At 68.7% G+C, this 26651-nt stretch carries 24 protein-coding genes; 6 read left to right on the top strand and 18 right to left on the bottom strand.

The window, feature by feature from the left end; genetic code table 11:
* Nucleotides 1-2: 2 nt before the first annotated feature.
* Nucleotides 3-1367: a phosphoglucosamine mutase gene (gene glmM / locus E4P24_RS00250; protein ID WP_004065950.1), complete on the top strand. Its 1365-nt coding sequence runs from the start codon at nucleotides 3-5 to the stop codon at nucleotides 1365-1367.
* 45 nt (nucleotides 1368-1412) lie between these two features.
* Here glmM and E4P24_RS00255 read toward each other — a convergent pair whose 3' ends face one another.
* From E4P24_RS00255 to E4P24_RS00295, 9 genes are all read right to left on the bottom strand, one after another.
* The gene (locus E4P24_RS00255; protein ID WP_115801945.1) at nucleotides 1413-1664 is read right to left on the bottom strand and encodes a hypothetical protein; all 252 of its coding nucleotides are present in this window, start codon (nucleotides 1662-1664) and stop codon (nucleotides 1413-1415) included.
* Between the two features lie 90 nt (nucleotides 1665-1754).
* Nucleotides 1755-2123, bottom strand: a complete 369-nt coding sequence (hisI, locus tag E4P24_RS00260; protein WP_188147951.1) for a phosphoribosyl-AMP cyclohydrolase — start codon at nucleotides 2121-2123, stop codon at nucleotides 1755-1757.
* 81 nt (nucleotides 2124-2204) lie between these two features.
* The gene (locus E4P24_RS00265) at nucleotides 2205-3257 is read right to left on the bottom strand and encodes an A24 family peptidase (RefSeq protein ID WP_115801947.1); all 1053 of its coding nucleotides are present in this window, start codon (nucleotides 3255-3257) and stop codon (nucleotides 2205-2207) included.
* 73 nt (nucleotides 3258-3330) lie between these two features.
* Nucleotides 3331-4272 carry a hypothetical protein gene (locus E4P24_RS00270; RefSeq protein WP_115860737.1) on the bottom strand — a complete coding sequence of 314 codons (942 nt, stop codon included), beginning with the start codon at nucleotides 4270-4272 and terminating at the stop codon, nucleotides 3331-3333.
* A 118-nt stretch (nucleotides 4273-4390) separates the two neighbouring features.
* Complete coding sequence (gene fer / locus E4P24_RS00275; RefSeq protein ID WP_004065944.1) at nucleotides 4391-4780, bottom strand: ferredoxin Fer; 390 nt, start codon at nucleotides 4778-4780, stop codon at nucleotides 4391-4393.
* Between the two features lie 140 nt (nucleotides 4781-4920).
* The gene (locus E4P24_RS00280; protein ID WP_006600870.1) at nucleotides 4921-6042 is read right to left on the bottom strand and encodes an inorganic phosphate transporter; all 1122 of its coding nucleotides are present in this window, start codon (nucleotides 6040-6042) and stop codon (nucleotides 4921-4923) included.
* Between the two features lie 106 nt (nucleotides 6043-6148).
* The gene (locus tag E4P24_RS00285) at nucleotides 6149-7441 is read right to left on the bottom strand and encodes an O-acetylhomoserine aminocarboxypropyltransferase/cysteine synthase family protein (RefSeq protein ID WP_004065939.1); all 1293 of its coding nucleotides are present in this window, start codon (nucleotides 7439-7441) and stop codon (nucleotides 6149-6151) included.
* A gap of 131 nt (nucleotides 7442-7572) precedes the next feature.
* Entirely contained in the window at nucleotides 7573-8820 is a 1248-nt protein-coding gene (metX, locus tag E4P24_RS00290) for a homoserine O-acetyltransferase (RefSeq protein ID WP_004044906.1), read from the bottom strand.
* On the bottom strand, nucleotides 8817-10136 hold the full coding sequence (locus E4P24_RS00295; RefSeq protein WP_115860735.1) for an O-acetylhomoserine aminocarboxypropyltransferase/cysteine synthase family protein: 1320 nt from the start codon (nucleotides 10134-10136) through the stop codon (nucleotides 8817-8819). Before E4P24_RS00295 ends, metX begins: the two co-directional genes overlap by 4 nt.
* Nucleotides 10137-10313: 177 nt before the next feature.
* Here E4P24_RS00295 and ligA point away from each other — a divergent pair, with 177 nt between their 5' ends.
* The gene (gene ligA / locus E4P24_RS00300) at nucleotides 10314-12413 is read left to right on the top strand and encodes an NAD-dependent DNA ligase LigA (RefSeq protein ID WP_188147952.1); all 2100 of its coding nucleotides are present in this window, start codon (nucleotides 10314-10316) and stop codon (nucleotides 12411-12413) included.
* Nucleotides 12414-12476: 63 nt separating this feature from the next.
* On the opposite strand, the gene E4P24_RS00305 is transcribed toward ligA, so the two are convergent.
* From E4P24_RS00305 to E4P24_RS00315, 3 genes are all read right to left on the bottom strand, one after another.
* Nucleotides 12477-13400 carry an ABC transporter permease gene (locus tag E4P24_RS00305; RefSeq protein ID WP_004044911.1) on the bottom strand — a complete coding sequence of 308 codons (924 nt, stop codon included), beginning with the start codon at nucleotides 13398-13400 and terminating at the stop codon, nucleotides 12477-12479.
* Complete coding sequence (locus tag E4P24_RS00310; RefSeq protein ID WP_188147953.1) at nucleotides 13397-14377, bottom strand: ABC transporter ATP-binding protein; 981 nt, start codon at nucleotides 14375-14377, stop codon at nucleotides 13397-13399. The genes E4P24_RS00305 and E4P24_RS00310 overlap by 4 nt, the downstream gene beginning before the upstream one ends.
* Nucleotides 14378-14491: 114 nt before the next feature.
* A complete protein-coding gene (locus tag E4P24_RS00315; protein ID WP_188147954.1) occupies nucleotides 14492-14767 on the bottom strand; it encodes a hypothetical protein in 276 nt (91 codons plus the stop codon).
* Between the two features lie 111 nt (nucleotides 14768-14878).
* Between E4P24_RS00315 and E4P24_RS00320 the strand changes: the two genes are divergently transcribed.
* Nucleotides 14879-15415 (top strand): VIT1/CCC1 transporter family protein, encoded by a 537-nt coding sequence (locus E4P24_RS00320; RefSeq protein WP_188147955.1) that lies wholly within the window; start codon nucleotides 14879-14881, stop codon nucleotides 15413-15415.
* Between the two features lie 23 nt (nucleotides 15416-15438).
* Here the strand turns inward: E4P24_RS00320 and E4P24_RS00325 are convergent, their stop codons facing one another.
* Nucleotides 15439-16962, bottom strand: a complete 1524-nt coding sequence (locus E4P24_RS00325) for a methyl-accepting chemotaxis protein (RefSeq protein ID WP_188147956.1) — start codon at nucleotides 16960-16962, stop codon at nucleotides 15439-15441.
* Nucleotides 16963-17104: 142 nt separating this feature from the next.
* On the opposite strand from E4P24_RS00325, the gene E4P24_RS00330 reads away from it, so the two are divergent.
* Nucleotides 17105-18844 (top strand): excinuclease ABC subunit C, encoded by a 1740-nt coding sequence (locus E4P24_RS00330; protein ID WP_115801956.1) that lies wholly within the window; start codon nucleotides 17105-17107, stop codon nucleotides 18842-18844.
* A 64-nt stretch (nucleotides 18845-18908) separates the two neighbouring features.
* On the opposite strand, the gene mdh is transcribed toward E4P24_RS00330, so the two are convergent.
* Nucleotides 18909-19823: a malate dehydrogenase gene (mdh, locus tag E4P24_RS00335; RefSeq protein ID WP_008578602.1), complete on the bottom strand. Its 915-nt coding sequence runs from the start codon at nucleotides 19821-19823 to the stop codon at nucleotides 18909-18911.
* Nucleotides 19824-20029: 206 nt separating this feature from the next.
* Between mdh and E4P24_RS00340 the strand changes: the two genes are divergently transcribed.
* Together E4P24_RS00340 and E4P24_RS00345 are read left to right on the top strand one after the other, a co-directional pair.
* Nucleotides 20030-20629, top strand: a complete 600-nt coding sequence (locus E4P24_RS00340) for an Sjogren's syndrome/scleroderma autoantigen 1 family protein (RefSeq protein WP_188147957.1) — start codon at nucleotides 20030-20032, stop codon at nucleotides 20627-20629.
* 80 nt (nucleotides 20630-20709) lie between these two features.
* Nucleotides 20710-21099, top strand: a complete 390-nt coding sequence (locus E4P24_RS00345; RefSeq protein ID WP_008609153.1) for a universal stress protein — start codon at nucleotides 20710-20712, stop codon at nucleotides 21097-21099.
* A 24-nt stretch (nucleotides 21100-21123) separates the two neighbouring features.
* Here the strand turns inward: E4P24_RS00345 and E4P24_RS00350 are convergent, their stop codons facing one another.
* The 4 genes from E4P24_RS00350 to E4P24_RS00365 form a co-directional block, all read right to left on the bottom strand.
* Entirely contained in the window at nucleotides 21124-23700 is a 2577-nt protein-coding gene (locus tag E4P24_RS00350; protein ID WP_188147958.1) for a DEAD/DEAH box helicase, read from the bottom strand.
* 345 nt (nucleotides 23701-24045) lie between these two features.
* Nucleotides 24046-25029, bottom strand: coding sequence for a Zn-ribbon containing protein (locus E4P24_RS00355; RefSeq protein WP_188147959.1), 984 nt, complete (start codon nucleotides 25027-25029; stop codon nucleotides 24046-24048).
* 48 nt (nucleotides 25030-25077) lie between these two features.
* On the bottom strand, nucleotides 25078-25470 hold the full coding sequence (locus E4P24_RS00360) for a DUF2073 domain-containing protein (protein ID WP_004044951.1): 393 nt from the start codon (nucleotides 25468-25470) through the stop codon (nucleotides 25078-25080).
* Nucleotides 25471-25476: 6 nt separating this feature from the next.
* The gene (locus E4P24_RS00365; protein WP_004044952.1) at nucleotides 25477-26118 is read right to left on the bottom strand and encodes an Era-like GTP-binding protein; all 642 of its coding nucleotides are present in this window, start codon (nucleotides 26116-26118) and stop codon (nucleotides 25477-25479) included.
* Nucleotides 26119-26651: the final 533 nt, after the last annotated feature.

Here is a 26651-nt window from a genome sequence, read left to right on the forward strand (position 1 = left end):
CAATGAAACTCTTCGGTTCCAGCGGCACCCGCGGCGTGGTGGGTGAGAGCCTCACCCCGGAGTTCGTCCTCCGCGTCGCCAAGGCCGCCGGCACGGTCTGGAACACCGGCCGGGTCGCCATCGCACGGGACACCCGAACCACGGGCGAGATGTTCGTCAACGCCGCCGAGTCCGGGCTGGCGAGCGTCGGCGTCGACGTGGACGACCTCGGCGTCGTCCCCACCCCCGCGGCGGTCCGCTACTGCGAGAATCAGGCCGTTCCGGGCGTCGTCATCACGGCCTCGCACAACCCCCCGGAGTTCAACGGCGTCAAACTCGTCGGCGACGACGGCGTCGAACTCGCCGTCGAGGAGCTAGAGCGCATCGAAGACCACATCCTCGCCGAGGAGTTCGACGTGACCGAGTGGGACGCCGTCGGGAGCGTCCGGTCGGTCGAGACCGCGAACGACGACTACCGCGAGGACCTCCTCGCCAACGTCGACCGCGAGAAAATCGCCGCCGCGAACCTCACGGTCGCGCTCGACCCCGGCCACGGCGCCGGGTCGCTCGTCACGCCCGACTTCCTCCGCGAACTCGGCTGCGAGGTCCGCACGGTCAACGCCCAGCCCGACGGCCACTTCCCCGGTCGCCAGTCCGAGCCGGTCCCCGAGAACCTCCGCGACCTCGAACGCCTCGTCCGCGCGACCGACGCCGACGTGGGAATCGCCCACGACGGCGACGCCGACCGGGCCGTCTTCGTGAACGAGCGCGGCGAGTGCATCTCCGGCGAGGCGTCGCTGGCCGCCCTCGCGGCCGCCGCCCTCGAACCGGGCGACGCGACCGTCTCCGCCGTGAACGTCTCCCAGCGCCTCGTCGACGTCTGCGAGGAGGTCGGTGCCGACCTCGAACTCACGCCCATCGGCGCGACGAACCTCATCACCCGCATCCGCGAGCTCTGGCGCGAGGGTCGGAACGTCCCCGTCGCGGGCGAGGGGAACGGAGGAGTGTTCTACCCCAACTACCGCCTCGTCCGCGACGGCGCGTACATCGCGGCGAAGTTCCTCGAACTCGTCGCCGAGCGCCCCGCGAGCGAACTCGTCGCGCCCTACGAGGACTACTACAACGTCCGCATCAACCTCGAATACGACGAGGAAGCCGAGTTGACGGCGATGCTCAACGCCGCCGCCGACTACGCCGAATCGGCCGACGCGACCCCGAACACGACCGACGGCTACCGCCTCGACTACGGCGACGCGTGGGTGCTCGTCCGCCCCTCCGGGACCGAGCCGAAAGTCCGCGTCTACGCCGAAGGCCGCTCCGAGGAGCGCGCGACCGAACTCGCCGAAGACGCCGCCGACGCGCTCCGAAGCGCGGTCGCGACGCTGTAACTCGGCGACAGAACCGACGAAAAAGAATCTCTTTTCGCGCGCCGCTCACAGGCTAATCGCCGCGAACAAAAGCGCCAGCGCCCCGAACACCAGAAGCATGAAGCCGCGTTCGAGGTCGTCGCCGTCGAGGTCGTCGTCCGGCGGGTCCTCGCGGGTCGGGTCGAGGACGAACTCCGGGTCGTCCGAGCGGGCGACCCGGCGGGCGGCCGCGGCGCTCTTGAGCAGTCGGCCGCCGAGGGCGAAACAGCTCAGCCCCACGACGATGGCGACCAGCGAAATCGGACTGACGTTCACCATCGGCCTGCGGTCGCAATCATCGGTCGGTCGCCACGGGAGTCGCCGTGGTCGCCGCGCCGGTCGGTGTCGTCATCGGTCGGCTCGCATCGGTCACTCGTCGTCGTAGACCGCGTCGGGGTCGAAGACGCGCTCGCCGACGTGGTCGCCCTCGACGGTGCGGTAGAAACACGACCGGTGGCCGGTGTGGCACGCGCCGACGCTCTGGTCGACGAGATACAGCAGGGTGTCGGCGTCGCAGTCGACGCGGACCTCCCGAACCTCCTGTGTGTGGCCGCTCGAAGCCCCCTTCTCCCAGAGTTCGTCGCGGCTCCGCGAGTAGTAGTGCGCCCGGCCCGTCTCGACGGTTCGGTCGAGCGCCTCCGGCGAGACGTACGCCAGCATGAGCACCTCTCCGGAGTCGGCGTCCTGCGCCACGGCGGGGACGAGGCCGTCCTCGCCGAAATCGACATCGACGGTCATGATTCGGGCCACGCGGCGGCGGGGGTTATCTCTTGTGCGTCGCCGCGCGGAAGGCGCGCCCGACGCCGACTCCGCAGCGACTCAGACGATACCGAGCGCGCCGAGGACGCCGAAGAGCACGTCGCCGTAGACGAACGCGACGACGAGGCCGACGAACATGGGGACGAGAAACGGGATGCCCGGCGAAATCCACACCGACTCGCGGGTCGTCACGAGGTCCAGTCCGCCGCGGAGTTTCTCCGGCGACGTGCCGTAGGCGCTGCCCTCGATGCTGTCGAGGAACTGGGCCGCGCCCCACGGGTCGTCGAACGACCCGCCAGAGTCGGCTTCGCGGCCGTCGTCTCCGGGGGCGTCTCCGCCGGCGGCGTCCGCGGTCTCGCCGTCGCCGTCGAAATCCGCCGACGCGCCGCCGTCGGTGGCCGCGCGGTGGACCGCGCCGTCGGTCGGGTCGAACGTCTCGCCGATGCCGTCGGGGTCGCGGAGGTCCTCCGGGTTCGAACGCAGGTCCGCGAGCGTCAGGCCGCGCCAGCGGAGGTACATCCGGAGCGCGTCGAGGTCGAGGCCGTTCCGCGTGACGCCCTCGGGCGACTCGAACAGGCGGCCGTGGGCCGTCGGGAGCGACGACACGGAGACGCGGCGGCCGACGAACGAGATGGGGAACTCGAACTCGCCGTCCGCGAGGTTCCGGGCGGCAAGGTAAAGCGGGTAGGCGAGGCCGACGATGACCGTGTTCGTGAGAACCGTCATCGAGAAGACGCCGAGGCGGGTGGTGGCCAGCGGGAACTCCGTCCCGGCGAGGGTGTAGCTGGGGAACGTCGGGAGCAGGATGGCGAACACCATGAGCGCCTTCGCGTCCGCGCCGCCGAAGCCGCCGAGCCGCCAGAACAGATACGAAAGCGGGACGACGAGACAGACGCTCACGCCGACGCGAATCAGGTAGAGCCGGTCGAAGACGGTCTCGGGCGGAAAGTGGCCGAGCAGTTCCCACGCGAGCAGAGCGATACCCAGCGCGGCCAGCGGATACCAGACGACGTTGGGGACGCGCCGCGTGCGAACGTCGCGTACCGCGGTCCACGCGAGGACGGGGAGTACCGCCAACCGCAGGAGGTCGGGGAGCGTGCCGATACCGAACATACCCGGAGACTGGGGGCAGGGGAGTTAGGTGTTCGGGACGGGTATCAATCCTGAAATCCACCCCGGCGGCGGGTCAGAACGCCGCGAGTTCGACGAAGCCGACGAGCCGAACCGAAATCGAAAACAGCGCCAGCGCGGCCGCGGGGACCCACACCGACCGCGAGCGCTGGTAGCCGACGGCGGCGAGTCCGAACGCGAGCGCCCACAGGACGTGTTCGACGCCGCCGGGAACGTCGACGAAGACGGTCCCGAAGGCGGCGACGCCGAGCAGTCCGAAGGCGAACACGGGAGCGAGCGCCGGCCGCGAGACGGGCCGAAGCGACCGCTCGACCGCGCTTCGGTACGTCACGCCGGCGGCGACACAGCCGCAGACGGTCGCGACGAGGAGCAGGCCGAGGACGGTGACGCGCCACGGTTTCGGGAAGACGACCAGCGTGAAGGCGGCGTCCCGAAGCACCGACTGAAAGAACGTCGCGAGCGCGGCCGCAGCGACGGCCGCCCGAGCGGGCGCGAGTCCGACCCGCGACGAGGCGAGGTCGAACACGGCCGCGACGAGGAACCCGAAGCCGAGACCGGAGAGAACCACGTCTTCGGCGGCCCGTGCTGCCGCCGCTCCAACTGACGCCTCGGGGTGGTACGTCCACCCGACGAGCGCGGCGAGCGAGGCGTCGAAGCCGACCGCGAGGAGTGCGCTCGCGGCGACGACGGCGAGTCCCGGCGCGAGAGCCGCCGCCGGCGCGTCGGTGATGCGGGAGCGCTCGGGGAGACCGAACGACGGCGGGACACCGCGATAGCGCGCGTAGACGAGCGTCGGAACCGCGAGGCCGGCGACGTTCGGCGACGCGAGCGCGCCGACTACCGGGACGCCGAGAAGTCTGAGCGACACCCAGTAGCTGGCCGCGCTCGCGACTGCGAGACAGGCGAGAAACAGCCCGATTCGACCGAGTTCGGATGCTTCGCTGGGGAGCGAGCGGTCGGGTCGAAACGCGCGGACGGCGGTCGCGAACCTCGACACGGGTGGAGCGACCGCGCCGCGGGACAAATCGCTGTCGGCTCGCGGCTCACTGCGCGGATAAATGGCGGACCCACCGGTCACGGGTCGGCGCGTCGAAAGAAATGTGCGGGTGAGCGCCTTAGATGACGCGGTTCTGCAGGTAGTCGAGGTGCTTCGCGTTGTAGACGATCTTGACCTCGTCCTCGATAGGCGAACCGATGCAGGTGAGGCGGACGTTCTTCTCGTTGACTTCCTCGTCGGAGAGAATCTGCTGCATGTCCATGTCGATTTCGCCCTCCTTCACGATGGCTGCACAGTTCGCACAGGCACCTGCGCGGCAGCTGAAGGGCCAGTCGTAGCCCTGCGCCTCGGCGGCTTCCAGGATGTACTCGCCCTGGTTCACTTCCATCTCACCGTAGTCTTCGGCGTCGAGACCGGCGTCAGCCGCCTCTTCGAAGAGGTCGTCGTCGTCGAGGTCCCAGCCGTTGTCGTCGAGAACTTCGTAGTTGAGGTAGGTTACCGTGGGCATCGACAGAGGATTCGAAGGCCACCCCATTAGACTTTGCTGTTCCGTGCGCCGAATTCGGCCCGCGTTCCGGCGGCGACCGCCCGTTTATTACATTTTTGACCGTGATGGTTGCAGAATGACGGGTGCGACGGGTGCACGGGTCAGACAATGCCGGCGGAGAACAGCGCGTACGACGCGATGGCCGAAAGCGAGGGCGTGAGCATCCAGAAGAAGATGACGCGCCCGGTCGTGCCGGGGTCGAACAGGTCCTGCGCGGAGAGTTCGTCCGGCGCTTCCTCGCCCATCTTCGGCACCTCGTCCTCTCGCTCGACGGTGAGCGCGTTGACCGACACCTGCGGGGACTCGCCGCCGCTCAGGGCCTCACCGAGCGTGACGGTTCGAGTCGCCCGACCCCAGCCGAGGCCGACGATGCACATCGTCGCGCTCACGGCGAGGCTGGCGGGGATACCGATAGCCGACAGGAAGGAGATGAGCGACGCGCTCACCGTCTCGACGATGAGCGCCGCGAGGATGGGCAGTTGCGTGAGGTCGTTGCCGACGGTGTCGAGCGTCCGGCGAGCGATGGTGAACGCGCCGAGGCCGATAGCGCCGCCGGCGACGAGGATGCCCGTGTTCATCTCGAGCGCGCCGTTGCCGACGAGCGGGGCGACCGCGTTGGCGACGTTCGACGCGCCCGCGGAGAACGCCATGTAACAGGCGACGACGACGACGAGGACGGTGCTGCCGAACTCGCGGTAGGTCGTGTTCGGGCCGAGTCGCGGCCGCGGGAAGCCGCCGTCGCGGTCGAGCGCGACGAGCGCGCCGGGGCTTCGGTCGAGTTTGAGCCACGCGTCGAGGTAGGGGTAGACGTACCTCCCGATGACCGCGCATATCCAGAAGGCGATGACGGGCGCGACGATCCACCACGAGATGATTTCGAGCATCACGCCGGCGTCGAGCGACCCGTGGGCGAGGCCGAGACCCGCGATGGCCCCGACCGCCGTCATCGACGTGGAGGCGGGGACGCCGAAGGTGTTCGAGACCAACAGCGCGAGGCCGACGAAAAAGAGGACGGCGACGCTCGCCGCGAGGGTGAACTCGCTTTGCGGGACGATTTCGCCGCCCATCTTGGCGACGACTTCTCGGCCGAGGGTCCACCCACCGAGGAGCGCGAACCCGGTCATCAGGGCCGCGGCGGCGAGTTTCCCGAGCACGTCGCTCCCGACCGCGGGGCCGAACGCGACCCCCGTGGACGAGCCGCCGATGTTGAACCCGACGAACACTGCCACCAGGAGACCGACGAAGAGGAGTGCTTCTACCACGGAGTTACCTACTGGCGCAGGCACAAAAGTGACGGCGGTCGGTCGCTCGGGCGACGCCGAAGCCCGCTCAGTTCGACGCGGCGCGAATCGCCTGGTCGAGGTCGTCGACGATGTCGTCTACGTCCTCGATGCCGACAGACAGGCGGACCATGTCGGGCGTGACGCCCGCGGCGGCCTGCTCGTCGTCGGTGAGTTGCTGGTGCGTCGTGGACGCCGGGTGGATGACGAGCGTCTTCGCGTCGCCGACGTTGGCGAGGAGCGACGCGAGTTCGACGTTGTTGACGGTGCCCTTGGCGGCCTCGTAGCCGTCGGTGAGGCCGAAGGTAATCATGCCGCCGTAGCCGCCGTCGAGGTACTTCGACGCCTCCTCGTGGGTCTCGTGGGAGTCGAGGCCGGGGTAGTTCACCCACGACACCTTCTCGTGGTCGTCTAAGAACTCCGCGACGGCCTGCGCGTTCTCGCAGTGGGCGCGCATCCGAAGCGGGAGCGATTCGAGCTTTTCGAGCGTCTGCCACGCGTCGAACGGCGACTGGGCGTTGCCGAGGTCGCGCAGGCCGCGGGCGATGGCGGCGTAGGTGAAGCCGGCGGGGCCGAACGTCTCGTCGAAGTTGACGCCGTGGTACGCCGGGTTCGGCTTGGCGATTTCGGGGTAGTCGTCGGCGTACTCGTCCCACGGGAAGCTGCCGCCGTCGACGAGGATGCCGCCGATGGTCGTGCCGGCCCCGTGAATCCACTTCGTCGTCGACTCCCAGACGAGGTCAGCGCCGTGTTCGATGGGGTTGCAGAGGTAGGGCGTCGCGAACGTGTTGTCGACGAACAGCGGCGTCCCGTGGTCGTGGGCGACCTCCGCGATGGCCTCGATGTCGGGCGTCACGAGCGCCGGGTTGCCGATGGTTTCGAGGTGGACGAACGCGGTGTCGTCGTCGATGGCCGCCTCGTAGGCGTCCACGTCGAGGGTGTCCACGAACCGGGTCGTGACGCCGCGGCGCTCGACGGTGTGGGTGAGGTAGGTGTAGGTCCCGCCGTACAGCGACGACGCGGAGACGATGTTGTCGCCGGCCGAGGCGAGCAGGAAGGTCGCGAGGTCGAACGCGGCCATCCCGGACGACGTGGCGACCGCACCCACGCCGCCTTCGAGCGAGGCGAGGCGCTCCTGTAACATCCCGACGGTCGGGTTCATCAGCCGCGAGTAGATGTGACCCGGCTTTTCGAGGGCGAACTGCGCGGCCGCGTCGGCGGCGTCGTCGAAGACGTACGAGGTGGTCTGGTACAGCGGCGGGGCGCGCGCGCCCGTCGCGTCGTCGGGGCTCTGACCGGCGTGGAGGCTCCGCGTGTGGAAGCCCGGGCTGTCGTCGCTCATGACCCGAACGTCGACCCGGACGGGGCTAAAGCACGGCGTCGGTCGCAATTCCCGCCGGGTTCTGCGACACGGTAGCGACTCACAAGAAACCCCTGAGAACCGAGGGTCGTCCCCGCGTCGCCCCCCGCGGCTCAGCGCGAGAACAACGAGGAGTGGACCGGGGCGAAGTCCTCGTCCTCGTCGGGTTCGCCGCCGTCGGGCGCGGTGTCGGTCACGGCGCGGCCCGCGACGCCCTCGTCGACGAAGTCAGCGAGCGGCGGGCCGACCTTCTCGGGTTCGACGAGGAAGGCGTCGTGGCCGTGGTCGGACTCGACGACGTGGTGGGCGACCGGCACGTCGCCGCGGCGGAACGCGCCCGCCAGCGACTCCGACTGCTCGGTCGTGAAGTGCCAGTCGCCGGTAAAGGAGACGAGGAGCGCCTCGCCCTCGAAGGCGGCGAGCGCGGCCGCGTCGGATTCGTAGCCCTCCGAGAGGTCGAAGTCGTCCATGGCGCGCGTGAGATACAGGTACGCGTTGGCGTCGAAGCGCTCTGCGAACTTCTCGGCCTGATAGTCGAGGTAGGACTCGACCTCGCGGTACGGGAAGAAGGACGCCGCGGGGTCCGACGGGAAGGCGTCGCCGCGCTCGCCGCGACCCGCGGAGCGCCGGCCGAACTTGCGCTCCATCGAGTCCTTCGAGAGGTACATCAGGTGGCCGAGTTGGCGGGCGAGGCCGAGACCCGCGTCGGGCGAGGGGCGCTCTTCGCCGTAGTAGTCGCCGCCGTTCCAGTTCGGGTCCGAGGTGATGGCGCGGCGGGCGACGGCGTCGATACCGAGACACTGCGAGTCGAGGCGGGCCGCCGAGGCGACGACCGCGAGGCGCTCCACGTCGTCGGGGAACTGCACGGCCCAGTCGAGGGCGTTCATGCCGCCGACGGAGCCGCCGACGACGGCGTGTAGGCGGCCGACGCCGAGGTGGTCGAGCAGGCGGCGCTGGGCGCGGGTCCAGTCGTGGACGGTGACCGGAGGGAAGTCCGTGCCCCACGGCTCGCCGTCGGGACCCTCGCTGGCCGGGCCGCTCGTGCCGTAACACGACCCCGGGACGTTCACGCAGATGACGTAGTAGTCGTTCGTGTCGATGGCCTTGCCCGGCCCGACGATGTCCCCCCACCACGCGCGGGCCTGCCCGGAGACGCCCGACTCGGTGCCGTGGCCGGCGACGTGCTGGCTCCCGGTGAGACCGTGACAGACGAGGACCGCGTTCTGTCCGTCGAACTCGCCGTAGGCCTCGTAGGCGACTTTCAGGTCGGGCAGTATCTCGCCCGACTCGAACTCGTGTTCCCCGATGTCGACGACATCGGATTCGACCCGCCGTCCGGGCGTGGTTCGGGTACGGCTCATCGCTCCTCCGCGTCCCCGTCGGCCTGCTGACGCAAGGCGTGTTCGATTGCCCGGTCGAGGTCGTCGATGATGTCGTCGGCGTCCTCGATGCCGACCGACAGCCGGAGCATATCGGGGGCGACGCCCGCGGCGCGCTGTTCGTCCATCGAGAGCTGTGCGTGCGTGGTCGAGGCGGGATGGATGAGCAGCGTCTTCGCGTCGCCGATGTTGGCGAGGAAGCTCACGAGGTCGACCGACTCGCAGACGGTCTTGGCGGCCCCGTAGGCCGCCTCGTCGTCCTCGCCGTCGAGGCCGAACGTGACCATGCCGGCGTAGCCGCCCTGCAAGTACTTCGAGGCGAGGTCGTGGGTTTCGTGGTCCTCGAAGCCGGGGTAGGTGACCCACGCGACGCCGTCGCGGTCGCGGAGGAACTCGGCGACGCGGCGGGCGTTGTCGCAGTGGGCGCGCATCCGGAGCGCGAGCGTCTCGACGCCCTGGAGGGTCTGCCACGCGTCGAACGGCGACTGGCAACTGCCGGTGCTCCTGACGGCGCGCTGGCGGACCGCCTCGGCGAAGGCGCGCTCACCGAATCGCTCGACGAAGTCGACGCCGAACGCGGGGTTCTCGCCGGAGAGTTCGTCGTAGTCGGCCGCGTCCCACGGGAAGGTGCCGCCGTCGACGACGACGCCGCCGACGGTCGTACCGGAGCCGTGGAGCCACTTCGTCGTGGACTCCCAGACGATGTCCGCGCCGTGTTCGATGGGCCGACAGAGCGCGGGCGTGGCGAACGTGTTGTCCACGACGAGCGGAACGCGGTGCTCGTGGGCGACCGCCGCGATGGCCTCGAAGTCGGGCGTCTTCAGCGAGGGGTTCGCCACCGTCTCGACGTGGACGAAGGCGGTGTCGTCGTCGATGGCCGCCTCGTAGGCGGCCACGTCGAGCGTCTCGACGGTCCGGGATTCGATGCCGCGCCTGACGGCGGTCTTCGAGAAGTACGAGGCCGTGCCGCCGTACATGTCCTCCGAGAGGACGGCGTTGTCACCGACCGACGCGAGGACGGTCGTGAGCGCGTCGAGCGCGCCCATGCCCGAGGCGGTGGCGACCGCGTCGACGCCCGCTTCGAGGGCGGCGAGGCGGCGTTCGAGGATGCGGGTCGTCGGGTTGGAGATGCGGGAGTAGACGTCGCCGTCGGCTTCGAGGGCGTACAGGTCCGCGGCGTGGTCCGCGTCGTCGAAGACGTACGACGTGGTCTGATAGAGTGGCGGGGCGCGGGCCCCTGTGGCCGGGTCCGGGTCCTGTCCGGCGTGGAGGCCGAGCGTGCGGAAGCCTCGGTTCATGTATGAGGTGCATAATCTTCGATAGAGGAATAACCGTCAGTTACGGCAAGCGTTGCCCGTGGTTTGAGGTGGCGACGCAACGACGGTTCGGGCGGCTGGCATCGTCGCGGCCCGTCACGCCATCCATCCACCGCCACCCCGGAGCGTTTACCCGCCGTCCGGCCGACAGCCGAACCAATGAGCGACGCCGACGTCGACGCCGAGTCGAACCCGTACCTCCGCGACCCGCCGACCGAGTTCGAACCCGCCGAGTCGCTCTCGCGCGAGGCGGCCGAAAAGCAGGCCGCACTCCTCCGCGAGGCCGTCCGCGAGCACGACCACCGCTACTACGTCGCGGCCGACCCGCTCGTCTCCGACGCGGCCTACGACGCGCTGTTCTCCCGACTCGTCGCGCTCGAAGGCGCGTTCGACCTCGACACGACCAACAGCCCGACGAACCGCGTCGGCGGCGAGCCCATCGACGCGCTGGAGACGGTCGAACACGTCGCGCCCATGCTCTCTATCGACCAGAGCACCGACGCCGACGACCTCCGCGAGTTCGACGAGCGCGTCCGCCGCGAGGTCGGCGCGGTCGATTACGTCTGCGAACCCAAGTTCGACGGCCTCTCGGTCGAAGTCGTCTACGAGGACGGCGAGTTCGTCCGCGCGGCCACCCGCGGCGACGGCCGGCGCGGCGACGACGTGAGCGCGCAGGTGAAGACGATTCCGACCGTTCCCCTCTCCCTCCGCGGCGACCACCCCGACCGACTCGCCGTCCGCGGCGAGATTTACATGCCGAAGTCCGACTTCAGCGACCTCAACGCCCGGCGCGTCGAAGCCGGCGAGGACACCTTCGCCAACCCCCGGAACGCGGCCGCCGGGACGCTCCGCAACCTCGACCCCTCGGTCGTCGCCGACCGCCCGCTCGCGGTGTTCTTCTACGACATCCTCGACGCGAGCGCGCGACCCGACAGCCAGTGGGCGGCGCTCGACCGCCTGCGCGAGTGGGGTCTCCGCGTCACCGACCGCATCGAGCGCGCCGAGGACGTGGCGGAGGCCATCGACTACCGCGACCGGATGCAGGCGGCCCGCGACGATCTCGACTACGAAATCGACGGCACGGTCATCAAGGTGGACTCGCGGGACGCCCGCGAGCGGTTGGGCGAGAAGAGCCGCTCGGTCCGCTGGGCGTTCGCCTACAAGTTCCCCGCGCGCCACGAGGTGACGACCGTTCGCGACATCGTCGTGCAGGTCGGGCGGACGGGCCGGCTCACGCCGGTCGCCATCCTCGACCCCGTGGACGTGGGCGGCGTCACCGTCTCCCGGGCGACGCTCCACAACCCCGACGAGAGAGCCGCCCTCGGCATCGCGGTCGGTGACCGCGTCCGCGTCAAACGCGCCGGCGACGTGATTCCGCAGGTGGTCGAGGTCACCGAAGACGGCGGCGGGAGCTACGAGTTCCCCGACGAGTGCCCCGTCTGCGGGAGCGCCGTGGACCGCGACGGCCCGCTTGCGTTCTGCTCGGGCGGGCTGTCGTGTCCGGCCCAGCGGGAGGCCTCCATCGGCCACTTCGCGGTCAAGGGCGCGATGGACATCGACGGCCTCGGCGAGGAGCGCGTCGCCCAACTCGTCGACGCCGGCCTCGTCGAGACGGTCGCCGACCTCTACGACCTGACGGCCGACGACCTCGCCGGGTTGGAGGGGTGGGGCGAGACGAGCGCCGAGAACCTCGTGGCCGCCGTCGAGAACGCCAAGCAGCCCTCTCTCGACTCGTTTCTCGTCGGCCTGAGCATCTCCGAGGTGGGCGAGGCGACCGCCCGCGGCCTCGCCCGCGAGTTCGGGTCAATCGAGGCGTTCCCCATCGAAGCCGACGCCGAAGAAGACGAGTTCGACGCGTTCGAGGAACGCCTGACGACCGTGCCCGACGTGGGCGAGACGGTGGCGCGTCGCGTCCGCGACTTCTTCGAGAACGCGGACAACCGCGCCGTGATTCGCGCGCTGCTCGACCGCGGCGTCGACCCCGAACCCGTCGAGTCGGGCGGCGACGAACTCGACGGCCTGACGTTCGTCGTGACCGGGACGCTCGCGGCGAGCCGAAGCGACGTGACGGAACTCGTCGAATCCCACGGCGGCAACGTCACCGGCTCCGTCTCGGGCAACACGGACTACCTCGTCGTCGGGGAGAACCCCGGCCGGTCGAAGCGCGACGACGCCGAAGCGAACGACGTGCCGACGCTCGCGGAAGCCGAGTTCGAGGCGCTGCTCGCGGAGCGCGGCGTGGCGTATCCGCCGGAATAGAACGGTCAATCGGTTCGCTGAGACGGGCGCTGAGGCGACCGCCTCAGGCTCGCTACGTCGGCCTCAGAGGTCGGCCTTCTCGAACGCCCGGTAGCCGAGCAGCGGCGGGACGACAATCCACGCGACGAGGATGGCGAGGATGAACGGCCCGGTGAAGTAGAACGGCAGCGACTGCGAGAACGTCGATTCGATGGTGAGTCGCTCGGCGAGGCCGGCCTTGAACAGGCGGGCGGCGACCGCGGGCCCGTACAGCTCCGCGACCAGCGTCTCGTAGGCCCGAAGCGGGTTCAGGTACTTGATGAAAAGCCGCATCTGAACGATTTGCGGCGCGGTCAGCGCGGTGAGACCGAGCTGTTCGACGACCCAGTTGACGAGCCGCGGGACGCCCGTGGCGACCGTCGACCAGAGGACGGCGAAGATGAAGTACAGCCCGACGGTGCCGAACAATGCCTGCCGCTGGGAGGCCGAGGTCGCAGAGAGCCAGACGCCGATGGAGACGAACGCCGTGGCGAGCAGTCCCGAGAGGGCCACCTGCCCGGCGTAGGAGACGAACATGACCTGCCCGCCGGTGAACAGCATCGCGAAGAGGGCGACGACGAAGCCGACGAGCATCGAGACGAGGACGACGAGCGTGCGGCCGACCAGCTTTCCGAACACCACGTCGCGCCGGGAGTTCGGCAGCGACAGCAGGAGCTTGATGGTGCCCGACTCGCGCTCGTCGATGAGCGAGCCGTGGGCCGTCACGAGCGCGATGAGCGCGAGGACGAACCCGAGCATGCCCGCGTACGAGAAGTTGAACAGCCCGCCCGGGGCGGTCGTGAGGCCGAACAGCGTCTCGGAGTTCGCGCCCGCGCCCGAGAGCAGAACGCCGTAGAACAGCGCCGTCGACCCGCCGATGAGCAGGGCGAAAAACAGCGTCAGCCCGAGGAGCCACCGCGACCGGAGGGCGTCGCGGAAGTCCTTGCGCGCGACGGATTCGAGCGTCACGCCGCCACCTCCGGTTCGTCGGCCGGGTCGTCGCCCTCGGTGTACGCGAGGAAGATGTCCTCCAGCGACGCGGAGTCGGTCTCGAAGTCGGCGACGGTCGCGCCGTCGGCCTCGACGGCCTCGATGACGCGGGTCTTGGCGTCGTCGGTACAGCCGACAACGAGGCGGTCGCCGTCGCTTTCGACCGACGAGACGCCGTCGAGCGCGCGGACTGCGCCGAGGTCGGCGTCGCCGTCGATGTCGATGCGGAGAATCGCCTCTGCATCGACGCGGTCGCGGAGGCCCTCGATGGTGTCCTCGGCGATGAGTTCGCCGTCGCGCATGATGCCGACGCGGTCGCAGACGGCTTCGACCTGTGCGAGGACGTGACTGGAGAAGAACACCGTCGCGCCGCGGTCGGCCTCGGTGCGGACGATGTCGCGCATCTCGCGCGCGCCGGCGGGGTCGAGACCGGAGGAGGGCTCGTCGAGGACGAGGAGGTCGGGACTCCCGGCGAGCGCCATCGCGAGCGCGAGGCGCTGGGACATCCCCTTGGAGTAGCCGCCGGCGCGGCGGTCGGCCTCGTCGGGGGTTAAGCCGACGCGGGAGAGCAGTTCGTCGGGGTCGTCGTCGGCTTCCTTGGACTCGATGGCGAACTCGACGTGTTCGCGCCCGGTGAGTCGGTCGTACACCTCGTAGCCTTCGGGGAGCACGCCGGTCCGACGCCGGACGGCCACGCTCTCGGCCTGCGCGTCGTGTCCGAGCACGTGGACGGACCCGCTCGTCGGGCGCACGAAGTCGAGAAGCATGTTAATCGTCGTCGATTTTCCAGCACCGTTGGGACCGAGGAACCCGAAGACCTCCCCTTCCGCGACGGAAAACGAGAGGTCGTCGACGGCGGTGACGGTGTCGGGTTCGGACGATGGGAGGAGGGTATCGAACAGTCCCTCGTCGTCTTCGAACCGTTTCGTCACCCCGTTTAGTTCGATGGCGGCCATGGGCGGGCGTGCGTCGCACTGCCTTAAAGTGTTTTAGGTGCGGAAATCACGGCCGATAACGCTGCGGGCGGAACTCGGGGGCTGTCGAAGTCGCAGTTCGCCGCCGCTGGCGTGTCAGACCTCGTCGTCGGGTTCGTGAGAGTCGGCCATCTTCGTCGCCTCCGCCGCGTACCGCTCGCGCAGGTCGTCGTCGGCCACGGGTTCGAGGTTCTCCGTCGGCGCGTCGATGGCGGCGGTCACGGTCATCCGGCGCTGGTGCATCACGGCCGCGGCGAGCTCTTTCCGAAGTTCGTACTCGCCGTCGGGCGTCGCGTAGATGAGGATGATGAGGTCCCGGTCGTCGTAGGACCGCTCGACCAACCAGAGCCGCGTCGTGTCGTCGTCGCTCATGGGCCGTGGTTCGGTCGGGGCTCCCTTACGCGTGCCGGCATCGCATCGCGGAACGCGCCGCGCCGGGAGTCCCCCGATCGTTTATTCGCGCCGCGAGCGTACGATTCCGGCATGTTGGAGACGTTGCTCGGGGACGACGTGGAGTCGTCAGGTCGATACCTTCCCGAACTCATCTACGGCGCAAACGACGGCATCGTCACGACGTTCGCCGTCGTCGCCGGCGTCGCGGGCGCGTCTTTGAGCCCGAGCATCGTCATCGTCCTCGGATTCGCCAACCTGTTCGCCGACGGCTTCTCGATGGGGATGAGCAACTACCTCGCCGAGCGCTCGGAGGAGGACTACCACGACGCCCGCGGCGACGGCCACGCCCGGACCGACGGAAAGACGCCCGTCAGAACCGCCGCCGCGACGTTCGCCGCCTTCATCGTCGCGGGCTGGGCCCCGCTGTTTCCGTACGTGCTCCGGGTCGAACCGCTGTTCCCCGTCTCTATCGCCGTCACCGCCGCGGCGTTCTTCGCCGTCGGCGCGAGTCGGAGCCTCGTGACGAACCGCTCGTGGCTCGCTAACGGCGTCGAGATGTTTATCGTCGGAATGGCGGCCGCCACGGTCGCCTACGCGGTCGGAAACCTCCTCGCCGGCGTCGCCTGAGGCGGACGCACGTCCGACTCACGTCAGGCAGACCGGCTTCCCGTCAGCTCCTCGACTTCGGTGGCGAGTGACGACAGCGCCTGCGTGCTCTCGTCGGTCGCGGAGACGATGCTATCGACCGCGCCCTCGGTCTCGACGGTCCGGTCGCGCACGTCCTCGATGGTCGCGGTCAGTTCCTCGACCGCCTCGGCCTGCTCGTCGGTCGCGCGGGAGACCTCCGCGACGCCGTCCGCGGCGGTGTCGATGGAGGAGGCGATTTCCTCGAACGCCGACAGCATCTCGGAGATGCGCTCGTCGGCGTGCTCGATGCGGTCGTTGGACTCCGTCGCCGCGTGGACCGCTTCGTCGGTCTGCGACTGGATGTTCTCTATCTGCGCGGTGATGTCTTCGGTGTGCTGGCGCGTCTCGTCGGCGAGCGACTTGACCTCCTCCGCGACGACGGCGAATCCGTCGCCGTCCTCGCCGGCGCGGGCGGCCTCGATGTTCGCGTTGAGCGCGAGCAGGTTCGTCTGTTCGGCCACCTCGGAGATGACCTCGACGACCGCCTCGATGTCGTCCATGCGGCCGCCGAGTTCGGTCACGCGGTCGACGAGTTCGTCGCCCATCGTGACGACGCTCTCGGTCGCTTCTCGCGCCTCGCTGTTGGCCTCGCGACCCTCGGCGGTCGCCTGCCGCGCCTCGGTGGCTGCGGTGTCGACCTCGTCGGCGGTGGCGGCGACCTCCTCCATCGTCGCGCTGAACTGCTGCATCTGTGTCGCGCCCTCGTCGAGGAGGTCGCGCTGTTCGTCGACGTTCTCGACGATGGCGTCGGCCGCCGACGCCGCCCGCGTGACCGCCGCGGTCGCCGTCTCGGTCTCGTCTTCGACGTTCGACGCCAGCGTCGAGAGATTCCGCGCCGTCTCGTTGACCGCGTCGACGACGAGATACAGCTGGTCGTCGACGGCCCCGCTGTCGTCTATCGTCGCCCGCGCGTCGAGGTTCCCTTGGCTCAACTGGGTCAGCGTCGATTCGACCTCGGAGACAAGCGCGGCGACCTCGCGGTGGCGCTCGACCTCGGTCGTGCGGTTGCGGACGGTCTGGAGGACGCCGACGAGCTCGTCGCCCTCGTACAGCGGCATCGCGGTGTGCCGGGCGTGACAGTCGTCGCCGTTCGCGTCCGCGAACGTCTCCTCCGCGGCGTACAGCAGCCGGTCGGGGTCGTCGAGTTCCACGCCGTCGAGCGACGCGGCGTCGCGGGGGTTGTCGAGGACCTGCCCCGCGAGCACCCGGGCCGCGGCGTTGCCGTAGAACGTCTCACCGAGGTCGCGCCGGCCGAGCGCGTCGGCCGCGGACGTGCCGGTCAACGACTCCACGCCGGCGTTCCACGCCGCGATGCGGCCCTGTTCGTCGAGGACGAACGCCGGAAGCCCGACGCCGTCGAGCAGTACGTCGTCGTCGACGTTCAGGTCCGGCGCGTCGGTGGCGGAACCGGCGACGATTCCGCCGTCCGGTAACGGCGTCTCCTCACCGAACCACGAGCGGACGCGTGAGAGTATACCAAGTGACATTATCGACTTCGTTTCAGGGCATCACAGGAGTATCTTTCGAGGGCAGTATCAAATAAGATAATCACGCAGTGGCGGGATGGTCGAGTCGGCCGCTCCGCTCGACGCGTCAACCTCAAGCCCCTCGCGCGGTAAGCCACCCCAGATGGACCCTGCCGCGGTCAGCGAACGAGCCAGCGCGCTGCCGTCGGACCCCGGCGTCTACCAGTTCGTCGCCGGCGACGCGGTGCTGTACGTCGGGAAGGCGGTCGACATCCGCGCGCGAGTTCGGTCGTACGCGGACCCGCGCTCGGAGCGCATCTCCCGGATGGTCGACTGCGCGGAGCACATCGACTTCGCCGTTACCGACACTGAGACGCAGGCGCTGCTCCTCGAAGCCAACCTCATCAAGCGCCACCAGCCGCGCTACAACGTCCGGCTGAAAGACGACAAATCCTACCCGCTGGTTCAACTGACGGCCCACGCGGTCCCGCGCATCGAGGTCACCCGCGACCCCGAGGACTCCGCGACCGTCTTCGGGCCGTACACCGACAAGGGCCGCGTCGAGACGGTCGTGAAGGCGATTCGAGAGACCTACGGCCTCCGCGGCTGTTCTGACCACAAGTATTCGAACCGCTCGCGGCCGTGTCTCGACTACGAGATGGGCCTGTGTACGGCCCCCTGTACCGGCGAAATCGCGGAGCGCGACTACCGCGAGGACGTGGAGTCGGCGGTTCGATTCTTCGAGGGCGAGACGGGCGTCCTCGCGGACCCGCTCCGCCGGGAGATGGAGGCGGCCGCGCAGGACGCGGAGTTCGAGCGCGCCGCCAATCTCCGCGACCGACTGGAGGCCGTCGAGTCGTTCCACGGCGCGGGCGAAGACGCCGTCTCGTCGCAGTCCGACGAGCGCGCCATCGACGTGCTCGGCGTCTCGCTCCGCGGCGACTCGGCGACGGTCGCCAGACTCCACGCCGAGCGCGGTCAACTGGTGGACCGGACCCGCCACCACCTCGACGCGCCCGAGGGCGAAGACCGCACGGCCGCCGTCCTCTCGGCGTTCCTCGCGCAGTTCTACGCCGAACGCGACCTCCCCGACGCGGTCGTCCTCTCGGAGCACCCCGACGACGAGGACGTGGTCGCGTGGCTCGAAGCCGAGGGCGTGGGCGTCCGCGTCCCCGGCGCGGGCCGCGAGGCGAAACTGGTCGAACTCGCGCTGAAGAACGCCCGCCGGCGCGCCGGCCGCGACGACGGCCTCGCGACGCTCGCCCGCGAACTCGACCTCGACGTGCGCCGCGTCGCCCGCATCGAGGGCTTCGACGTGAGCCACGCGCAGGGCAAGGCCGTCGTCGGGAGCGACGTGTGCTTCGTCGACGGAAGCGCCGAAACCGCGGACTACCGCCGGCGGCGACTCCCCGAGCGCAACGACGACTACGCGAACATGCGCGACCTCGTCCGCTGGCGGGCGACCCGCGCGCTGGAGGGCCGCGACGACCGCCCGGACCCCGACCTGCTCCTCATCGACGGCGGCAAAGGACAGTTGAACGCCGCGCTCGACGCCCTCGACGAGACGGGCTGGGACGTGCCCGCCGTCGGCATCGCCAAGGACCGCGAACTGGTCGTCACGCCCGACCGAACCTTCGACTGGCCGGACGACGCGCCGCACCTGCACGTCCTCCAGCGGGTCCGCGACGAGGCCCACCGCTTCGCCGTCCAGTACCACCAGACGCTCCGAGACGAGGTGAAGACCGTCCTCGACGACGTGCCCGGCGTCGGTGAGAAGACCCGCCGGGCGCTGCTGACGCGGTTCGGCAGCGTCGAGGGCGTGCGCGAGGCGTCTGTCGAGGACCTGACCGACGTGCCCGGCGTCGGCGAGAAGACGGCCGACGAACTGAAGCGGCGGCTCTGAGCGGCGTCAGATACTCGGGTGAAAAAGACGGATTGGATTCGTCGCGCGAGCGAGCCGGAGCGGCTTACGCGATTTCGTCGTACTGGTCGCGGAGCTTCTCGGCCGCGTCGTCCATGAGGTCGGCCTCGTAGTCGTCGAGGTCCCACTCGACGACCTCCTCGATGCCGTTCGAGCCGAGTTTGACGGGGACGCCGAAGGCCGTGTCCTCGTAGCCGAACTCGCCGTCGAGGACGAGCGAGCCGGGGAGCACTTCGCCGGTGTCGTGCAGGACGGCCTCGACCATGTGGGCGACGCCGGTCGCCGGACCCCACTGGGTCGCGCCCTTGCGCTCGATGACGTCCATGGCGGACTCCTGGAGGTCACCGAGAATCTCCTCTTTCTCGTCGGCGGAGAAGGCGGGGTCGTTGCCGTCGACGCGGACCTTCGAGAAGACCGGCACCTGCGCGTCGCCGTGCTCACCGAGGATGGTCGCGTCGACGTTCTTGACCGGCACGTCGAAGCGCTGGCTCAGCACGTAGCGGAAGCGGGCGGAGTCGAGGCGGCCGCCGAAGCCGATGACTTTGTGGCGGTCGCGGTCGCCCGTCTCGTAGAGGTGACGGTTGAGCAGGTCCACGGGGTTCGACGTGGTGATGGAGACGAAGTCGTCGTTGTGCTCCGCGAGCGAGGAGCCGATGTCGTCCATGATGGGGGCGTTGTCGCCCGCGAGGTCGATACGGGTCTGTCCCGGCTGCCGCGGGATGCCCGCCGTGATGACGACCACGTCGGAGCCGGCGGTGTCCTCGTAGCCGCCCTGCGTCACGACCGTGTTGGAGTCGTACGCGATGCCGTGGTTCGTGTCCGCCGCCTGTCCGACCGTCTTGTCTTCCATCTTCGGGATGTCGACGAACACGAGTTCGTCACAGACATCGCGAAGCGCGAGGTTGTACCCAGCCGCGGCACCGACCGTGCCGGCCGCACCAATCACGCTAACTTTCGTCATGCCACATTAACGACGCTGTGGATTCCGAGTAAACGTTTCGGAACGGGCACCGAACCGCAGTCTGTCGATTTCGTGTTCGTCAGTCGTCGAACTTCGGGCGACAGCGACGGGGTGGACTCGGGCACGAGAGCCGGTGAAACCGCCGGTGACGAAACCGGTCGAACGACGCCGTGGGGTTTTTCGACGCACGTCGCGTCCACACGCACATGAGCGACTTCGACAAGGAAGCAGAGCGCCAGCGACTTCGGGAGAAGTACGAGCGAGACGAAACGAAGCGACGGTCGACCCAGCGGATGAGCGAGCTGCTCCTCAAGGGCGCGACGATGACGAACAAGCACTGCGACAACTGCGGCGACCCCTTGTTCCGCTACGAGGGGCAGGTGTTCTGTCCGACCTGTCAGGCCGAGGGGCAGGCCGCGGCGAACGCCGACCAAGACGCCGAGCAGGCCGCCGAAGCGGCCGTCGAAGCCGACGAAAGCGAAGCCGAAGCCGAGGCGAACGCGAACGAGACGGCCGCCTCCGCGGGGAGCACCGAGGCCGCCGACGAGACGCGCCGCGAACCCACCGGCGCGAACGGGCGCGCCGCGGCACCGACTCGGACGCGAACCGCGGGCGAGCGGGAGGCGACCGAGCGACGCGCGCCTCGCGAGGTCGCCGGCGACGTGACCGCCGCGCGCGAGTCGCTCGTGCGGACGCTGACGTGGGCCGCCGAACAAGCCGAGTCGACCGACGACCCGCGGCGGGCGACGGACTATCTGACCGCCGCGCGCGAGGCCGCCGAGGCCATCTCGGCGCTCGACCGATAACCGACTGCCTGTCCTCGCCACCTCGCGTCGGCTGTCGCTCCGGGCGGTAGAACTACCGCCCCGCGGGTCCTCTGTTTCGTATGGACGTTCTCATCCCCATCGACGGCACCGACGCCAGCAAACGCGCGCTCGACTTCGCCATCGAGATGGTCGACGGGATGGGCGGGAGCCTCCACGTCGTCCACTACACGAACAACCAGACCGACGCGACGGAGGCCATTCTCGACGACGCGCGCGGCAGACTCAAAGCGGGCGACTTCGGCGGCGAACCGGAGCTTTCGACCATCACGGTCGACGTGTGGACCGCCGACCGCGTCGGCGAGGAGATTCTCGACACCGTCGAGCGCGGCGGCTTCGACCACGTCGTCATGGGCCACCACGAAGACGGCATCGTCGAGCGGACCGTCTTCGGGAGCGCCGCAGAAACGGTGCTCCGGGCCGAGGCCGTTCCGGTGACTATCGTCCCCTGACGCGCTCCGGGCGGTGAACGCGGCTCAGCGGTACTCCGAGCCGACGACCTCGCGGATTCGCTCGGCGGTGACTTGGCCGACGCCGCGGACCTCCTTGAGGTCGTCCTCGGTGGCGGTCATGACCGCCTCGACGCTCCCGAACGCTTCGAGCAGCGTCCGCGCCGTGACCGGGCCGATGTCGGCAATGGCGGAGACGACGTACTCCTGTTGTTCGTCGAGCGTCTTCGCGCTCTTGCCGCCGTGGACGCTCACGGTGCGCTCGCGGTCCGTCTGCTCGCGGGTGGCGATGGTCGCCAGCAGCTCCGCGGTGTCGTCTTCGTCTTCGGTGAACAGCACGCTCACGTCGAAGTCGACCGCGACCGACGACAGCGCCCCGCGAATCGCGCCGGGGTGGATGTTGCGCTCCTCGTAGAGCCCGCGCCCCTCGATGACGAGCAGCGGCCGGGCGTAGTGGCGCGTGAGGTCCGCTATCTGCTCGAATATCGACCGGTCGCCGCCCGTGAGCGTGTCGAGGAAGTCCGAGACGCTCTTTCGTTCGACCGCGACGCGGTCCGAGAGGACGTAGTCACCGACCGCGAGCGTCTCCAGTCGGGTCGTCAGGTCCTCGCGCTTCGAGAGGGTGCGGGCGATGTTGGAGTCGAGTTCGCGCTGGTCGACGACGATTTCGACGGTGTCCTCGTCGTCGGTGCCCGCCGCGGCGACGGTGGCCGAGTCGTCCACCTCGTCTCCTTCTGCGTCCGACGCCGGGTCGTCGCCCGAGTCGGCCGGGTCGGCGTCCTCGCCGTGGCTGTCGTCGCCGTCGTCCGCCCGCGCCAACGCCTCGTCCGAGGGACCGAAGTCGGCGAGGCCGGACTGCCCGTCCGAGTCGGTCGCCGCCGCGGTCGCGGTCCGGCCGTTCGAGGCGGATGACGCGGTAGCCGACGCCCCGTTCGCATCGCCCTCGCTCGCGGCGTCAACCCCCTCGTTTCCGGTGGAACTCCCCGCGCTACCGGCGGAACTGGCGTCGTCTCCCGCGAACGCCGAGAGGTCGCGTTGGGAGGGGTCGAGTTCGGCTTCGAGGTCGTCGGCCGCGCCCTTGAGGTCCCGAAGCTCGTTTTGCATCGTCTTCTCGCGGCGGCGCGATATCCAGAAGTACGCCTCGTCGCGGGTGTCCTCCGCGAGGAGGACGACCACGCGACCGTCGGCTTGCCGGCCGGTCCGCCCCTTCCGCTGGATGGACCGGATGGCGGTCGGCACGGGTTCGAAAAAGAGCACGAGGTCGACCTCGGGCACGTCGAGACCCTCCTCCGCGACGGATGTCGAGACGAGTACCTCGAACTCGCCGTTTCGGAACTTGTCGAGGGTCTCCTGCTGTTCGTTCTGGGTCATCCCGTCGGAGCCTTCGCGGTCGCCCTGCCCGACGAACCGCCGGACCGAGAAGCTCTCCGAGAGGAACTCCGTCAGCGCCTCGGCCGTGTCGCGCGACTCGGTGAAGACGATGACGCGCTCGCCGTTCTGGATGCCGAGCGTCTCCGCGAGGAGGATGCGCGTCTTCCTGAACTTCGGGTGGAGGCCGTCGAACGACTCGGCTTTCCGCATCGCCTCGCGGACTTTCGGCTCGGCGACGAGTCGCTGGCTCGCCTTCGACGCGCCCGACGACCGGGCGGCGTTGCGCTGGCGCTCGAAGTACCGCCGGACCGACTCCACCGACTGGGTCTCGACGAGTTCGACCGCCCGGCGGAGCTTCATCACCTCCGCGTGCGTCGACATCCCCTTGTAGCCCTCCGACTTGTCGGCGTTCATCAGCCGCTGGAGCTCCGCGCGCATCCGGTTGAGCTTCTTCTGGGAGATATCGGGCTTCGTCGATTTGGTGACGCCCAACTGCTTGAGCTTCTCCAGTCGGTCGGTGATGACCTCGTTGAGCGCGTCGCGTATCTCCAGAATCTCGTCGGGGAGTTGGATGCGGTTCCACTCCACGTCCGTGTCGTGGGTGTACTCCGACACGTCGGCGTCCTCCTCGGTCATCACCTCCACGTCGACGATGCCGAGGTTCTCACAGACTTCGAGGATGGCCTCCTCGTCGCCGCCGGGCGAGGCGCTCATCCCCGTGACGAGCGGGTTCTCGGCGTCGGCGTGGTAGCGCTCTGCGATGTAGACGTAGGCGTAGTCGCCGCTCGCGCGGTGGCACTCGTCGAAGGTGAGGTGCGTCACGTCCCGAAGCGAGATGCGGTTGCCGATGAGGTCGTTTTCGATGACCTGCGGCGTGGCGATGACGATTTGGGCCTCCTGCCAGAGTTCGGCACGGTCGTCGGGCCGAACGTCGCCGGTGAAGACGACGATTTCGTCGTCCGGGACGGTCAGCGCCTCGCGGTAGAAATCGGCGTGCTGCTGGACCAGCGGCTTCGTCGGCGCGAGAAACAGCGACTTTCCGCCCACGTCGTGGAGGCGCTGGGCGGTGACGAGCAGGCTGACGGTCGTCTTCCCGAGGCCGGTGGGGAGACAGACCAGCGTGTGGCCGTCGCGCGCGGTCCCGGCGAGGCGAATCTGATAGAGCCGCCGCTCGATGAACGACGGCGCGAGTAGCGGGTGGTCCACGTACGCAACGTCCTCGGAGGCCGACATCGGTGACGATTGCTCGCCCTTGCGGATAAGGGTTCGCAGAGCGGGGTGAAAGTAAAGCGTCCGCCGGGCCTCGCCGCGGCGGTCGTTACCCCGTGCTGTCAGCGGTATCGAGGTCGGGGTCGTCTGGTCGCGCGGTCGGGAGCGACGCTCCGAGGAGCGACGCCCACTCGGCGACCTTTTCGTTGTGCGGATTGGACATAGCGCTTCCCCAAGGAGATATACTCTCAACTATCGTATATAACGGTTATGCCGATTCGACGGATGGACTCGCGCGTACGTGGCCGGACGGTCGGCGTTCCACCGGAAACGACGGGGTGAAAAGTCGGGCGGGCGCGGAAAGCGCGCTCAGTCCTCGCGGTTGCCGGGGCCCCACGTGTCCGGAACTTCGATGACGTACCGGCCGTCCTCGCGGAGCGAGATGATGTACTCGCTTCGGTCGTACAGCTCCATGAGGTTGAGTTCGTACTGCCCGGGGTTGACGATTTTGATGCTCTCGAACTGTTCGTTGAGCTCCTCGCGAAGCTGGTCCAGGTCGGGCCGCTCGTCGGACGAAGGCTCGATGACCGTGCCGTCCGCGTCCGTGGGCGCGTCGGCGGGCTGACCGGCCGGCCCCTCGGAGGCGGGCGGCGCTTCGGACGGCGTCTCAGCCGCCGAACCGCGTCGGTTCGCGTCGGCGGCGGCGAGCTCCTCCGGCGTGACGACATCGCTCCGAGCGCTCTTCTGGGAGTTGTCTTCGTCCGTCTCGCGCGCGTTGATTTTACCGGGGTCGCGGTCCGGAGGCGAAGCCGAGTCCGCCGAGCTACTGGGTCGCTCCGTCGCGTCACCTCGGGATTTGTTCCGCGACGCTGGGGGTTCCTGCGGGTCTGCTCCCGGAGACTCGCCGGGCGCGGACGGCCACTCGCCCCAACCGCGAGGTTTGTCTTCGGGTTCGCCACCCGCGTCGGCCGCGTCGCTCGACCCGGCCGCACCGGTCGACGACGGTTCGCTTCGGGTCGAACCGGCGGTGTCACCGGTCTCGGATCGCTGTGGGGCGTTCGCGTCCGCATTCGCGTCCGCCCAGTCGCTGACGGTCATCGACTCCTCGTCGGTCGAGTCGGGATGGGACTGCTGCTGTGCGCGGTCTCGGACGGCGTCGGCCGCCGAAGAGCTCAGGTCCCGCGTTCCGGCGCCGCCCGTCGACGGCGTGTCGTCGCTTGCGCTCGCGGGAGCGCTCCCGCTCGACGCGGGCTTGAACTGAAACTTGTTGCCGCCGCAGCTCGGGCACCCCGAGAGCATCTCCTTCGAGCCGTCGGGGAACACCTTACCGCACGTGGTGCATTGATGTGGCATTGGTGGATGTTGGCGCCGGATGGCGCGTGAGGGCGTTCGTGGGGCCCCCTACTTTCGCGAGACGAGCGCGCTGATGAGATTCTCGTCCTTGTGAAGCGTCTGAATCTGGTTCGCGGGACCGATGACCGTGAGCTTCTGGGTCGACTGTCGGCCCATGAGCCGGTCGAGGAAGCTCTGGTCTGCGGTCTGCGAACGCGGATACGTCTCGATTTCGATACCGTTGAACTCGTCGGGGCTTATCTCGGCCATCGTGACTTCGATAAGCTTCGACTCCTCGTCGGGCGAGAGGCCTTCCTCCAGGATGACGATGTTCCCGTCACGGACGCCGTCGAGGATGAGTCGAATCTTCTCCATGCTGGTGAGGTTTGCCATCCGATTCCCGCTGAAGAGGTCTATCTGGACCCCGTCGGAGCCGTTGTCGGAGGCGGTTGCTTCAGGCATGGTGAATCACGCGAAGTACTTCGCGATTTTGGCGTACACTTCGTCCATGTTCTCCCCTTCGAGCGCTGACAACTCGACTGTTTCGTGCTGTGGGTACGCGTTCGCGATGCGCTCGACGTTCGAGTCTTCGAGGTCGATTTTGTTCGCGAAGATGAGCACGGGCAGGTCCTGGCTCTCGATGATACCGATGAGCATCGTGTTGACCTGCGATATCGGGTCCTTCGTGCTGTCGAGCACGTAGATGACGCCGTCGACGTCCTCGCGGAGCCAGTGCATGGCTTCGGCGACGCCCTCGGTCGCCTCGCGGGACCGGCGAACGGCGTCGTCTTTCTCCATGTCGTGTTCGAGGAACTCCTTGTAATCGACCTTCGTCGTAACCCCCGGGGTGTCGACGATGTCGATAGTGACTTTCTTGCCGTTCCGCTCGATTTCGACGTTCTCTTTCCGCCTGGCGCGGCGAGTCTCGTGAGGGATGTGGCTCTCGGGACCGACGGCGTCACCGGTCCAATCACGGGCGATACGATTTGCGAGAGTCGTCTTCCCGGCGTTGGGCGGGCCATATATACCGATCCGCTTCGGCTCGCTCTCCGAAAAGAGCCGGTCGACGACTCGTGAGATGCTGTCTCTTAAATCTGTGAGCAGTCCCATCCTGGGCCTCCCGCACCTCCCGAACGCGTCGTGGAGGGCGTATGGAGGTATCACCCAACCGGACTCACTTAAGCACTACGTCAGACACCAGTCACGTGGTCGACAAAACGACAGAAAAGAACGTCGGTGACGGCGGCCAGTCCGATTGGGCGAACTCGAACGACGAAATCGACAGGCCGGCGTTCGAGCGGGACGTACCGAGCGACAGAAAGGCGGCCGCTCGGCGGCGATACGCGTTCATTTAGCTTGTTACTTTGGGCGTACACGTGCGTAAGGATACCGAGCAGTGACCTCCGGAGTACCGCAGTGTCTCTCGAACACGACGAGCGTTCTGAAGCCGCCGCGCCGACCCCCCGCAGTCTGTCCTCGCCGCAGTAGCCGTGATTCTGATATGGTGACACGTGCCGCGGTGACGTGAACCACTCGCAAGGTAACACCCCCACCCCTTCGTTTCAGGTGGAACGGGCCGAAGGGGTGGGTGGGGGGGGGGGGGGGCCCCCCCGACTACGCTCTCGTATCGCTGCACTGTCTGC

The organism is Haloferax sp. AS1 (assembly GCF_014530665.1).
In the GTDB taxonomy this organism is placed as follows: Archaea; Halobacteriota; Halobacteria; order Halobacteriales; family Haloferacaceae; genus Haloferax; species Haloferax volcanii.

Bases quoted from the DNA above. Each gene is read 5' to 3' on its own strand.
- E4P24_RS00350 (WP_188147958.1), bottom strand. From the start codon at position 23,700: ATGTCGGCCTCCGAGGACGTTGCGTACGTGGACCACCCGCTACTCGCG.
- fer (WP_004065944.1), bottom strand. From the start codon at position 4,780: ATGCCCACGGTAACCTACCTCAACTACGAAGTTCTCGACGACAACGGC.
- E4P24_RS00285 (WP_004065939.1), bottom strand. From the start codon at position 7,441: ATGAGCGACGACAGCCCGGGCTTCCACACGCGGAGCCTCCACGCCGGT.
- mdh (WP_008578602.1), bottom strand. From the start codon at position 19,823: ATGACGAAAGTTAGCGTGATTGGTGCGGCCGGCACGGTCGGTGCCGCG.
- E4P24_RS00330 (WP_115801956.1), top strand. From the start codon at position 17,105: ATGGACCCTGCCGCGGTCAGCGAACGAGCCAGCGCGCTGCCGTCGGAC.
- glmM (WP_004065950.1), top strand. From the start codon at position 3: ATGAAACTCTTCGGTTCCAGCGGCACCCGCGGCGTGGTGGGTGAGAGC.
- E4P24_RS00345 (WP_008609153.1), top strand. From the start codon at position 20,710: ATGGACGTTCTCATCCCCATCGACGGCACCGACGCCAGCAAACGCGCG.
- E4P24_RS00310 (WP_188147953.1), bottom strand. From the start codon at position 14,377: ATGGCCGCCATCGAACTAAACGGGGTGACGAAACGGTTCGAAGACGAC.
- E4P24_RS00315 (WP_188147954.1), bottom strand. From the start codon at position 14,767: ATGAGCGACGACGACACGACGCGGCTCTGGTTGGTCGAGCGGTCCTAC.
- E4P24_RS00325 (WP_188147956.1), bottom strand. From the start codon at position 16,962: ATGTCACTTGGTATACTCTCACGCGTCCGCTCGTGGTTCGGTGAGGAG.
- E4P24_RS00355 (WP_188147959.1), bottom strand. From the start codon at position 25,029: ATGCCACATCAATGCACCACGTGCGGTAAGGTGTTCCCCGACGGCTCG.
- ligA (WP_188147952.1), top strand. From the start codon at position 10,314: ATGAGCGACGCCGACGTCGACGCCGAGTCGAACCCGTACCTCCGCGAC.
- E4P24_RS00360 (WP_004044951.1), bottom strand. From the start codon at position 25,470: ATGCCTGAAGCAACCGCCTCCGACAACGGCTCCGACGGGGTCCAGATA.
- E4P24_RS00255 (WP_115801945.1), bottom strand. From the start codon at position 1,664: ATGGTGAACGTCAGTCCGATTTCGCTGGTCGCCATCGTCGTGGGGCTG.
- E4P24_RS00265 (WP_115801947.1), bottom strand. From the start codon at position 3,257: ATGTTCGGTATCGGCACGCTCCCCGACCTCCTGCGGTTGGCGGTACTC.
- E4P24_RS00340 (WP_188147957.1), top strand. From the start codon at position 20,030: ATGAGCGACTTCGACAAGGAAGCAGAGCGCCAGCGACTTCGGGAGAAG.
- metX (WP_004044906.1), bottom strand. From the start codon at position 8,820: ATGAGCCGTACCCGAACCACGCCCGGACGGCGGGTCGAATCCGATGTC.
- E4P24_RS00295 (WP_115860735.1), bottom strand. From the start codon at position 10,136: ATGAACCGAGGCTTCCGCACGCTCGGCCTCCACGCCGGACAGGACCCG.
- E4P24_RS00320 (WP_188147955.1), top strand. From the start codon at position 14,879: ATGTTGGAGACGTTGCTCGGGGACGACGTGGAGTCGTCAGGTCGATAC.
- E4P24_RS00365 (WP_004044952.1), bottom strand. From the start codon at position 26,118: ATGGGACTGCTCACAGATTTAAGAGACAGCATCTCACGAGTCGTCGAC.
- hisI (WP_188147951.1), bottom strand. From the start codon at position 2,123: ATGACCGTCGATGTCGATTTCGGCGAGGACGGCCTCGTCCCCGCCGTG.